This window comes from Streptococcus sp. F0441 (genome assembly GCF_000314775.2).
In the GTDB taxonomy this organism is placed as follows: domain Bacteria; phylum Bacillota; class Bacilli; order Lactobacillales; family Streptococcaceae; genus Streptococcus.
The window spans coordinates 124,864-136,270 of record NZ_KB373321.1; the positions used below are offsets into that span (position 1 = coordinate 124,864).

Sequence of the window (11,407 nt, forward strand, 5' to 3'; positions counted from 1 at the left end):
AGCTAAGCGACTTCCATATCTCACAGGGGGCAACCCCCAACTACTTCCGGCGTTCTAGGGCTTAACTACTGTGTTCGGCATGGGTACAGGTGTATCTCCTAGGCTATCGTCACTTAACTCTGAGTAATACCTACTCAAAATTGAATATCTATCAAATAATTAGAAAACCTCACGCTTCGTATCCTCAGTTACTTTGGATAAGTCCTCGAGCTATTAGTATTAGTCCGCTACATGTGTCGCCACACTTCCACTTCTAACCTATCTACCTGATCATCTCTCAGGGCTCTTACTGATATATAATCATGGGAAATCTCATCTTGAGGTGGGTTTCACACTTAGATGCTTTCAGCGTTTATCCCTTCCCTACATAGCTACCCAGCGATGCCTTTGGCAAGACAACTGGTACACCAGCGGTAAGTCCACTCTGGTCCTCTCGTACTAGGAGCAGATCCTCTCAAATTTCCTACGCCCGCGACGGATAGGGACCGAACTGTCTCACGACGTTCTGAACCCAGCTCGCGTGCCGCTTTAATGGGCGAACAGCCCAACCCTTGGGACCGACTACAGCCCCAGGATGCGACGAGCCGACATCGAGGTGCCAAACCTCCCCGTCGATGTGAACTCTTGGGGGAGATAAGCCTGTTATCCCCAGGGTAGCTTTTATCCGTTGAGCGATGGCCCTTCCATACGGAACCACCGGATCACTAAGCCCGACTTTCGTCCCTGCTCGAGTTGTTGCTCTCGCAGTCAAGCTCCCTTATACCTTTACACTCTGCGAATGATTTCCAACCATTCTGAGGGAACCTTTGGGCGCCTCCGTTACCTTTTAGGAGGCGACCGCCCCAGTCAAACTGCCCGTCAGACACTGTCTCCGATAGGGATCACCTATCCGGGTTAGAGTGGCCATAACACAAGGGTAGTATCCCAACAACGTCTCCTTCGAAACTGGCGTCCCGATCTCTTAGACTCCTACCTATCCTGTACATGTGGTACAGACACTCAATATCAAACTGCAGTAAAGCTCCATGGGGTCTTTCCGTCCTGTCGCGGGTAACCTGCATCTTCACAGGTACTAAAATTTCACCGAGTCTCTCGTTGAGACAGTGCCCAAATCATTACGCCTTTCGTGCGGGTCGGAACTTACCCGACAAGGAATTTCGCTACCTTAGGACCGTTATAGTTACGGCCGCCGTTTACTGGGGCTTCAATTCATACCTTCGAGTTACCTCTAAGCACTCCTCTTAACCTTCCAGCACCGGGCAGGCGTCACCCCCTATACATCATCTTACGATTTAGCAGAGAGCTGTGTTTTTGATAAACAGTTGCTTGGGCCTATTCACTGCGGCTGACGTAAAGTCAGCACCCCTTCTCCCGAAGTTACGGGGTCATTTTGCCGAGTTCCTTAACGAGAGTTCTCTCGCTCACCTGAGGCTACTCGCCTCGACTACCTGTGTCGGTTTGCGGTACGGGTAGAGTATGTTTAACGCTAGAAGCTTTTCTTGGCAGTGTGACGTCACTAACTTCGCTACTAAACTTCGCTCCCCATCACAGCTCAATGTTATAGAATTAAGCATTTGACTCAATTCACACCTCACTGCTTAGACAGACACTTCCATTCGTCTGCTTTAGTTAGCCTACTGCGTCCCTCCATCACTACATACTCTAGTACAGGAATATCAACCTGTTGTCCATCGGATACACCTTTCGGTCTCTCCTTAGGTCCCGACTAACCCAGGGCGGACGAGCCTTCCCCTGGAAACCTTAGTCTTACGGTGGACAGGATTCTCACCTGTCTTTCGCTACTCATACCGGCATTCTCACTTCTATGCGTTCCAGCGCTCCTCACGGTACACCTTCTCCACACATAGAACGCTCTCCTACCATACCTATAAAGGTATCCACAGCTTCGGTAAATTGTTTTAGCCCCGGTACATTTTCGGCGCAGGGTCACTCGACTAGTGAGCTATTACGCACTCTTTGAATGAATAGCTGCTTCTAAGCTAACATCCTAGTTGTCTGTGCAACCCCACATCCTTTTCCACTTAACAATTATTTTGGGACCTTAGCTGGTGGTCTGGGCTGTTTCCCTTTCGACTACGGATCTTAGCACTCGCAGTCTGACTGCCGACCATAATTCTTTGGCATTCGGAGTTTATCTGAGATTGGTAATCCGGGATGGACCCCTCACCCAAACAGTGCTCTACCTCCAAGAATCTTTATGTCGACGCTAGCCCTAAAGCTATTTCGGAGAGAACCAGCTATCTCCAAGTTCGTTTGGAATTTCTCCGCTACCCACAAGTCATCCAAGCACTTTTCAACGTGCCCTGGTTCGGTCCTCCAGTGCGTCTTACCGCACCTTCAACCTGCTCATGGGTAGGTCACATGGTTTCGGGTCTACGACATGATACTAATGCGCCCTATTCAGACTCGGTTTCCCTACGGCTCCGTCTCTTCAACTTAACCTCGCATCATATCGTAACTCGCCGGTTCATTCTACAAAAGGCACGCTCTCACCCATTAACGGGCTCGAACTTGTTGTAGGCACACGGTTTCAGGTTCTATTTCACTCCCCTCCCGGGGTGCTTTTCACCTTTCCCTCACGGTACTGGTTCACTATCGGTCACTAGGGAGTATTTAGGGTTGGGAGATGGTCCTCCCAGATTCCGACGGGATTTCTCGTGTCCCGCCGTACTCAGGATACTGCTAGGTACAAAGACTATTTTAAATACGAGGCTCTTACTCTCTTTGGCTGATTTTCCCAAATCATTCTTCTATAATCTTTGAGTCCACTTTGCAGTCCTACAACCCCGAAGAGTAAACTCTTCGGTTTGCCCTCCTGCCGTTTCGCTCGCCGCTACTAAGGCAATCGCTTTTGCTTTCTCTTCCTGCAGCTACTTAGATGTTTCAGTTCACTGCGTCTTCCTCCTCATATCCTTAACAGATATGGGTAACAGGTAGTACCTGTTGGGTTCCCCCATTCGGAAATCCCTGGATCATCGCTTACTTACAGCTACCCAAGGCATATCGTCGTTTGTCACGTCCTTCTTCGGCTCCTAGTGCCAAGGCATCCACCGTGCGCCCTTATTAACTTAACCTTATTTTCTGACCTTTCAGTCATAAACTCTTTTAATACTACAGCGTTTCGGTTTATTTTCTTGTTACTATTTGATATAGATATTCAATTTTCAATGTGCATTACTTGGTGATCTCTCACCAATGGAGCCTAGCGGGATCGAACCGCTGACCTCCTGCGTGCAAAGCAGGCGCTCTCCCAGCTGAGCTAAGGCCCCACAAGACCTCTCAAGACTAAACAAGACCAATGCGCAGTTCCTTATCCTTAGAAAGGAGGTGATCCAGCCGCACCTTCCGATACGGCTACCTTGTTACGACTTCACCCCAATCATCTATCCCACCTTAGGCGGCTGGCTCCTTACGGTTACCTCACCGACTTCGGGTGTTACAAACTCTCGTGGTGTGACGGGCGGTGTGTACAAGGCCCGGGAACGTATTCACCGCGGCGTGCTGATCCGCGATTACTAGCGATTCCGACTTCATGTAGGCGAGTTGCAGCCTACAATCCGAACTGAGACTGGCTTTAAGAGATTAGCTTACCGTCACCGGCTTGCGACTCGTTGTACCAGCCATTGTAGCACGTGTGTAGCCCAGGTCATAAGGGGCATGATGATTTGACGTCATCCCCACCTTCCTCCGGTTTATTACCGGCAGTCTCGCTAGAGTGCCCAACTAAATGATGGCAACTAACAATAGGGGTTGCGCTCGTTGCGGGACTTAACCCAACATCTCACGACACGAGCTGACGACAACCATGCACCACCTGTCACCTCTGTCCCGAAGGAAAACTCTATCTCTAGAGCGGTCAGAGGGATGTCAAGACCTGGTAAGGTTCTTCGCGTTGCTTCGAATTAAACCACATGCTCCACCGCTTGTGCGGGCCCCCGTCAATTCCTTTGAGTTTCAACCTTGCGGTCGTACTCCCCAGGCGGAGTGCTTAATGCGTTAGCTGCGGCACTAAACCCCGGAAAGGGTCTAACACCTAGCACTCATCGTTTACGGCGTGGACTACCAGGGTATCTAATCCTGTTTGCTCCCCACGCTTTCGAGCCTCAGCGTCAGTTACAAGCCAGAGAGCCGCTTTCGCCACCGGTGTTCCTCCATATATCTACGCATTTCACCGCTACACATGGAATTCCACTCTCCCCTCTTGCACTCAAGTTAAACAGTTTCCAAAGCGTACTATGGTTAAGCCACAGCCTTTAACTTCAGACTTATCTAACCGCCTGCGCTCGCTTTACGCCCAATAAATCCGGACAACGCTCGGGACCTACGTATTACCGCGGCTGCTGGCACGTAGTTAGCCGTCCCTTTCTGGTAAGATACCGTCACAGTGTGAACTTTCCACTCTCACACTCGTTCTTCTCTTACAACAGAGCTTTACGATCCGAAAACCTTCTTCACTCACGCGGCGTTGCTCGGTCAGACTTCCGTCCATTGCCGAAGATTCCCTACTGCTGCCTCCCGTAGGAGTCTGGGCCGTGTCTCAGTCCCAGTGTGGCCGATCACCCTCTCAGGTCGGCTATGTATCGTCGCCTTGGTGAGCCGTTACCCCACCAACTAGCTAATACAACGCAGGTCCATCTGGTAGTGATGCATTTGCACCTTTCAATGGATTATCATGCGATAATCCATTTTATGCGGTATTAGCTATCGTTTCCAATAGTTATCCCCCGCTACCAGGCAGGTTACCTACGCGTTACTCACCCGTTCGCAACTCATCCGCTCGGTGCAAGCACCAAGCTTCAGCGTTCTACTTGCATGTATTAGGCACGCCGCCAGCGTTCGTCCTGAGCCAGGATCAAACTCTCATTAAAAGTTTGAGTTCTCACTCATTTCTGTCACTGACAGATTTATTGTTTTTTTCATTGTTCAGTACTATAACCTTAGTTATAGTGCCCTGCACATTGGTTCGTCTTGTTCAGTTTTCAAAGGTCTTTGTCACTCAATCTCTCTCAAGCGACAACTATATTAGTATATCACAGCTCCCTGTCTCTGTCAACAGTTTTTTTAAACTTTTTTCAAGTTTTTTCTAACCACAATACACCATAGTCCGTACGGGATTCGAACCCGTGTTACCGCCGTGAAAAGGCGGTGTCTTAACCCCTTGACCAACGGACCTTGAGCTTTTCAACTCTTTCTATTATACCTACTTTTCCTACTTTGTCAAGAACTTTTTTCAGTGAATTTAATTTTTTCTTTTCTTCACTAACTTAACCACTGCTTCTGTCCGTGCAGTGTGGGGAAACATATCGACCGACTGGATATACTGGAGATCATAGACTTTTACTAGTTTAACCAAATCTCGTGCCAAGGTCGAAACATTGCAGGATACATAGACCATTTTTTCTGGGACATAGGTCAGGATGGTATCCAACAGCTTATCATCTAAGCCTGTACGAGGAGGGTCGACTATCAAGGCTTCTGCTCGGTAGCCATCACATTAGAAAATAAAAAGAGAGGTTGAACCTCTCTAAATTTATTTTTCTTCACTCATTTTTGATTTTACTTCATCATAAGATAGTGCATGAGACTCCTCTTCTACTGTCTCAGGCATTTTTCCTGTCTCGTAAAGAGATTTAATCTGTGTACTATCCAATGTTTCGTATTTCAACAATGCTTCTGCAATCAACTTGTGGGTTTCACGATTTGATTGAATAATTTCAGCTGCTTTATTTCGTGCCTCATTTAATAATAAACGTACTTCTTCATCAATCTCATAGGCTGTTTGTTCTGAAATTGATTTTTGAGGACTTTGTACACCAAACATAGCATGATTTCCTTCGTATTGAACTGGTCCTAGTTTTTCACTCATACCATATTCAGTTACCATTGCACGCGCCATCTGAGTAGCTTGTTCAAAGTCATTTGAGGCTCCTGTAGTTTGAACATTAAAGATAATTTCTTCAGCTACACGACCACCCATCAAACCTGCCAATTGCTCTTTCATATCTTCTTTAGACAGGAGCATTTGATCTTCTTTAGGAAGTGCAATCATGTATCCGCCTGCACGTCCACGTGGTACAATGGTAACTTTATGAACAACACGGGCATTTGACAAGACTAAACCAACAATGGTATGTCCAGCCTCGTGGTAGGCAACCAATTCACGTTCTCTTTGTGATACTGTTTTATCCTTCTTAGATGGTCCAGCAATCACTCTGTCCTCTGCCTCATCAATATCTGAAGCATCAATAATTGATTTGTTGCGACGGGCTGCAACCAAGGCTGCCTCGTTTAGAACATTTTCTAAGTCAGCTCCCACAAAGCCTGGGGTTTGTTGGGCAACTAGTTTCAAATCAACATCGTCCGCCAGAGGTTTATTTTTAGCGTGAACTTTCAAGATTGCTTCACGACCTTTAACATCAGGGCGACCAACCAAGACTTTTCTATCGAAACGTCCTGGGCGGAGAAGAGCTGGATCTAGAACATCTGAACGGTTAGTTGCAGCGATAACGATGATTCCTTCATTTCCCTCAAAACCATCCATCTCAATCAGGAGTTGGTTCAAAGTTTGCTCGCGTTCATCATTTCCTCCACCGAGGCCGACACCACGTTGGCGACCAACAGCATCAATTTCATCGATAAAGATGATAGCTGGCGCTGCTTTTTTTGCATCCTCAAAAAGAGAACGAACACGACTTGCACCAACTCCGACAAACATTTCTACAAAGTCAGATCCTGAGATACTAAAGAACGGAACCCCTGCTTCTCCAGCAACTGCCTTAGCAAGTAAGGTCTTACCTGTTCCCGGAGGTCCTTCCAAAAGAACACCCGCAGGAATACGCGCACCAAGTTTTGTAAATCGTTTTGGGTCTTTTAGGAATTCAACAACTTCGACTAATTCTTGTTTTTCTTCCTCAGCACCTGCAACATCTGAGAAACGTACCTTGATATCTTCTTTATTAGCAGCTTTAGCCTTGCTACGTCCAAAACTCATTGGATTCCTACTATTATTTCCTCCCATATTTCCCATCATAGAGAATAGGAAGAAGAAAAGAATAGCAAATGGAACAACAGACACAAGGATATTGATCCACATACCACTTGAACTCTCATGTTTGACTGTAACCTCAGCCTGATGTTCAGAAGCAAGTTTTTGCAATTCTGAAACTGTTGAATCAGACGGAAGAATAGTACTTGAGAATCTTTCTACTGTTGTAGTTGTAGGAGTAAAAAATTGAATTCCTGTTTCCTCTTTACTAGTCTTAGGATTTTTATAAACACCAGACACTTCAATGATGCTACCATTTGGCTGATAGGTTAATTCTTTTACATTGTCTGCTGTAATTTCTTTTACCAATTCTGTATAGTTAATTTTTTCGCTTCGCCCAGCAGTATTTCCAGAGTAAAAATACTGGAATCCTGTCACTAGGAAGAAGATAATTAACAAGTAGAGAAATGGATTTCTAACTAAACCGTTATTTTGTTTTTTCATTAAAGATAGATCTTTCTAATTTGAATAAACTTCTTCTTTCAATACTCCAACATAAGGAAGGTTACGATAATTTTCCTTATAATCCAGACCATAACCTACTACAAACTCATTTGGAATAGTAAAGCAGGTATAATCCGCTTCAATTTCAACAACACGTCCCTCTGGTTTGTCCAATAAAGTCGCGATTTTAACAGAAGCTGCTTCTCTTGCAATAAACATATCTCGCAAATTTTTCAAAGTTTGACCTGTATCGATGATATCCTCTACAAATAAAACATGTCTTCCTTTGATATCTTGAGTCACGTCTTGCTTGATATTGATGACACCACTACTTGCTGTTCCACCATGGTAACTAGATACCATCATGAAGTCCATCTCAATATGCGTATCAATATGTTTAACCAATTCAGCCATAAAAGGAATTGATCCTTTCAAAATTCCAATAAGAATTGGATTTTTCCCCTCATATTCTTTTGTTAGTTGTGCACCTAGCTTTTTAGCTGCTTCTGTAATTTCATCATGTGAAACGAGAATTTTTTTTATATCGTGTTCTAACATCTTTTTACCTATCTATTTTTTCTATATAAATTACAGTGTTCATTATATCATTTTTCGTGTTTTTACTCAAATCACTGGTCGCAATTCCTAAAATTGAGACAATTTCTCCAAATTGCTCAATAATAGGGGTTGTTTTTCGTTTTTCAATAGGGAGTTTCAAATCTATAAATAAACGTCTCAGTTTCTTTCGATGACCATTTAGGATAATAACATCGCCAGGTTTTCGACATCTAATATGTACAGATGTTTCCCGTGAAACCGTTACTTTTTGAACAAAATCCCCTTCAATAGGGATACCAAAGGAAAATAAATAACCCATATATCGAACTTGATTTTGATAGTGTAACACAAGTTCATCTTCCTTTTCATCGGCCTGAGGACTGATTTTACAAACTCGAAAATTCTGATACTCTTTTATCAGTTCGTAACCATTTTTAAGAGAGTGACGATACTGGCTTTTCGTTGCTAAAATCTGTCGAACTTCGGCAAACTGAGCCTTTGTCAGATTTAAGTCTGGAAATTGATTAAGATAATTCTGGAGCAAGATTCCTTGAGTTTGTTGTGAGTATGAAAATAGCTCATTCAAATCTTCCACATCAATTTGTTTCGAAAGATCCGTTATTGTTACTTGGTAATCTGAAATTTCCCTTCCTAAATCTAAAAGAGCGGATTTAAGACGAGGGTTTTCTTTTTCAAGTTCTGGTAAATACCTATTTCGAATACGATTGCGAAAATAGCTGTTCTCACGATTTGTTTGATCTTCGAAATGAAAAATTGGTGGGAAGTCTGTTTTATGAAAAGGCAATAAGGGACGGATGATTTCAATTCCATCAACTACTTGACTTTCTTTTATTCCTGTTAAATGACGTAGTCGACTTCCTCGAATCAAGCGCATCAAAATCGTTTCAACTTGATCATCTGCATGGTGAGCAGTAACCAAGGCAGTCGCTCCAGCCTCTTTCATAATTTTCCTAAAAAAATCATAACGAAACTCTCGAGCACGCACTTCTGAAAAGTCTCCTGAAAAACTTGTGATATAAATAGGAAGTTCAGCTGCATCAGCTAACTTCCTTAGTTCATTTTCCTCCCAGTCAGACTCACTTCTCTGCTTGTGATTGACATGTGCTAAAATCAACTCAATTCCCAACTCTTTTTGGTAAGTAGACAATAACTGGAATAAAAACATTGAATCCAGTCCGCCAGACAGAGCCAACACAACTTTAGAATGTTTTTTGAAATACTCTTTTTGGAGAAAATGATTTAAAAAATCCTGCTCCCTCATTTTAGAACCTCATAGACATCCTTGGCTATCTTAGCAATAGTGTCATAATCAGAATTTTTAGTGAAAATGGAGAGAACGAAAGGAGAATCCGTATAGACAATCGCAGTGTCATGTTTAAACTCGTCGGCATCTCCGATTTTATGAGCCACCTTAACCGAGACACCTTTTGCAATTCTTTGATTGTCAAAATCAGTCTTACTGAGAGATTCTAAGACAAAACCATTCTGATTATAAATAGCTTCCATAACTTTTCCAGCCATTTTTGAAGAAGTCAATTTATCATTCACATCCCAATCTTCACCCATAATAGTGGACATTTTTTCTTTAAAAACGCCGTCAGATTGATTGGTCACGTAATAACCTAAAATATTATGAGCAACATTATCAGACTCTTTTGTTACCTTGGTAATTAACTGTTGGAGACTGTAATCTTTGTTATCTTCTTTTTTAGGTAAGCTACCACTACCTTCTGGTTTATAGGACCCAGGGAAACTATTTACTTCTGGGATATACTTGAAGCTACTGTCTAGCGTATATTCCCCTTGATTTATCTTATCTTGAGCGTAATAAAGGTAGGTTAGTTTCAAGATGCTAGCTGCATAGAATTTACTGTCTTCATTCACCCCAGCCTCTTTACCTGTACTCAGCTGTTTAACATAAATAGAGTAATTTTCATTCTGATAGTTGTTTGATAAGATTTCTTGAACCTTCTGGATGCGATTGTCCTCTTCTGAGATGAACTCTTTTGATACCCACCCAACTTGATTAATATGGAGAAATTCTTGTCCCTCAGCAAAGAGGATTCTATCCACTGTTATGCGTTGATAGGGAGAAAGGGATGAAGAAATTTCTTTAGCGTCATAAGGGCTGTTATAAATAACAAACCCTGGCTCCAACCATACTTGTCTAGTTTGAATTTCAACTTGACTTTGATCATAGACCAAACGCTTATCTGCAAGGATAAACTGATGATTGTCTAATTTAAAAACAGGAATACCTTGTCTATTCAAACGCCACTCTACGATTTTAAAGGCGTTTCCAGGAGTCAATTTACCAGACTCCTTGACAAGATCCTCATTAGCATAGACTGCTGTTTCTCCGTATACCATTGGGGATTCCAGAGTTTCTTTATAGTAGAATCCATAATCAGACTCAGTTAGATAATAAATTTCTTGCGAAGAGTAAGGAAGCTGTTTTTCTGTGCTAACTACTCTTGAGGTTATGATAAAAGCAGGTAGCAATAAAACTACTAAGAACTTACGCATTCTTTCCTTCCCTTTCTTCTTGTAATCGTAATAAATGATTTTTAGTTGCTAATTCCTCTAGTTTTTCATCTGATAAACTTAAAAACTGCTCAACAACTTTTAATATATTTTCCATGACATTACCTCGGAAGCAAATCAGGAATTGTGTAAATCGCTTCTCGTTTCTTTGAGTAATAGTACTTGGCGCGTGCATATTTTGCTACATAGTCTTCGTCTTTCAACTTTTCAGCAAAAGCGGATTCCTTATCCTTTTCATCACTGAGAGTTTGGTATTGCTCTTTCAACTCTGTCAATTGCTGACGACGTTGCAGTAACTGATTATAGCTTTGGGCCAGATTGTAGGTCGGTAAAATAAACAATAAAATCATCAAAATCAGAACCCAACCCATAAAGCGATTCCTCTTTTGTCTCTCCTTCATCAAGTAACGACGACGTTGGTGTTCATTTTGAATAAAAGAATTATTCATCTGTACAATATTTTTAGACATTTCCTTCTACCCGTGTTTCACTGAGAATTTCATACATGCCTGCTGCATCTTCTTTTTTTGTACTATCTTTCATCTCTAGTACTTTAACAAGCAACAACTTATTTCCAAAGCGAATTTCAACTTGGTCATCAACTTTCAAATCCGTTGAACTTTTGGCCAAGATTCCATTCACCTTGATTCTACCTTTATCTGCTACTTCTTTTGCGACTGTGCGACGCTTAATAATTCGTGATACTTTTAAATACTTGTCTAATCTCATTTTTATTACCTCAAATTATTATTGTACCATTTTTATCTTTTTTAT

7 protein-coding genes, 2 tRNA genes, 3 rRNA genes and 1 pseudogene are annotated in these 11,407 nt (G+C 42.7%); all 13 read right to left on the reverse strand.

Annotation, left to right across the window (positions count from 1 at the left end):
* Nucleotide 1: 1 nt before the first annotated feature.
* The 13 genes and pseudogenes from rrf to HMPREF9188_RS00675 all read right to left on the reverse strand — a co-directional run bounded on the left by rrf (nucleotide 2) and on the right by HMPREF9188_RS00675 (nucleotide 11,362).
* A 5S ribosomal RNA gene (gene rrf / locus HMPREF9188_RS00615) occupies nucleotides 2-117 on the reverse strand.
* 76 nt (nucleotides 118-193) lie between these two features.
* Nucleotides 194-3,095: ribosomal RNA gene (locus tag HMPREF9188_RS00620) — 23S ribosomal RNA — on the reverse strand.
* Nucleotides 3,096-3,217: 122 nt separating this feature from the next.
* Nucleotides 3,218-3,290, reverse strand: a tRNA-Ala gene (locus HMPREF9188_RS00625).
* 51 nt (nucleotides 3,291-3,341) lie between these two features.
* Nucleotides 3,342-4,889, reverse strand: a 16S ribosomal RNA gene (locus HMPREF9188_RS00630).
* Together the 16S, 23S and 5S rRNA genes with 2 tRNA genes alongside form the textbook arrangement of a ribosomal RNA operon.
* Before the next feature lie 232 nt (nucleotides 4,890-5,121).
* Nucleotides 5,122-5,193: transfer RNA gene (locus HMPREF9188_RS00635), tRNA-Glu, on the reverse strand.
* 67 nt (nucleotides 5,194-5,260) lie between these two features.
* Nucleotides 5,261-5,512 (reverse strand): annotated as a pseudogene (locus HMPREF9188_RS00640) (23S rRNA (uracil(1939)-C(5))-methyltransferase RlmD); the annotation flags it as partial.
* Between the two features lie 39 nt (nucleotides 5,513-5,551).
* Complete coding sequence (gene ftsH, locus HMPREF9188_RS00645) at nucleotides 5,552-7,510, reverse strand: ATP-dependent zinc metalloprotease FtsH (protein WP_009729551.1); 1,959 nt, start codon at nucleotides 7,508-7,510, stop codon at nucleotides 5,552-5,554.
* Between the two features lie 15 nt (nucleotides 7,511-7,525).
* The gene (gene hpt, locus HMPREF9188_RS00650) at nucleotides 7,526-8,068 is read right to left on the reverse strand and encodes a hypoxanthine phosphoribosyltransferase (protein WP_000889402.1); all 543 of its coding nucleotides are present in this window, start codon (nucleotides 8,066-8,068) and stop codon (nucleotides 7,526-7,528) included.
* 4 nt (nucleotides 8,069-8,072) lie between these two features.
* Nucleotides 8,073-9,350 carry a tRNA lysidine(34) synthetase TilS gene (gene tilS, locus HMPREF9188_RS00655; RefSeq protein ID WP_009729552.1) on the reverse strand — a complete coding sequence of 426 codons (1,278 nt, stop codon included), beginning with the start codon at nucleotides 9,348-9,350 and terminating at the stop codon, nucleotides 8,073-8,075.
* Nucleotides 9,347-10,615, reverse strand: coding sequence for a serine hydrolase (locus HMPREF9188_RS00660; RefSeq protein WP_009729553.1), 1,269 nt, complete (start codon nucleotides 10,613-10,615; stop codon nucleotides 9,347-9,349). Before HMPREF9188_RS00660 ends, tilS begins: the two co-directional genes overlap by 4 nt.
* Nucleotides 10,608-10,730, reverse strand: a complete 123-nt coding sequence (locus HMPREF9188_RS10650; protein ID WP_007520981.1) for an SP_0009 family protein — start codon at nucleotides 10,728-10,730, stop codon at nucleotides 10,608-10,610. Before HMPREF9188_RS10650 ends, HMPREF9188_RS00660 begins: the two co-directional genes overlap by 8 nt.
* Before the next feature lie 4 nt (nucleotides 10,731-10,734).
* Nucleotides 10,735-11,103, reverse strand: a complete 369-nt coding sequence (locus HMPREF9188_RS00670) for a septum formation initiator family protein (RefSeq protein ID WP_033588869.1) — start codon at nucleotides 11,101-11,103, stop codon at nucleotides 10,735-10,737.
* The gene (locus tag HMPREF9188_RS00675) at nucleotides 11,096-11,362 is read right to left on the reverse strand and encodes an RNA-binding S4 domain-containing protein (RefSeq protein WP_009729555.1); all 267 of its coding nucleotides are present in this window, start codon (nucleotides 11,360-11,362) and stop codon (nucleotides 11,096-11,098) included. The genes HMPREF9188_RS00670 and HMPREF9188_RS00675 overlap by 8 nt, the downstream gene beginning before the upstream one ends.
* Nucleotides 11,363-11,407: the final 45 nt, after the last annotated feature.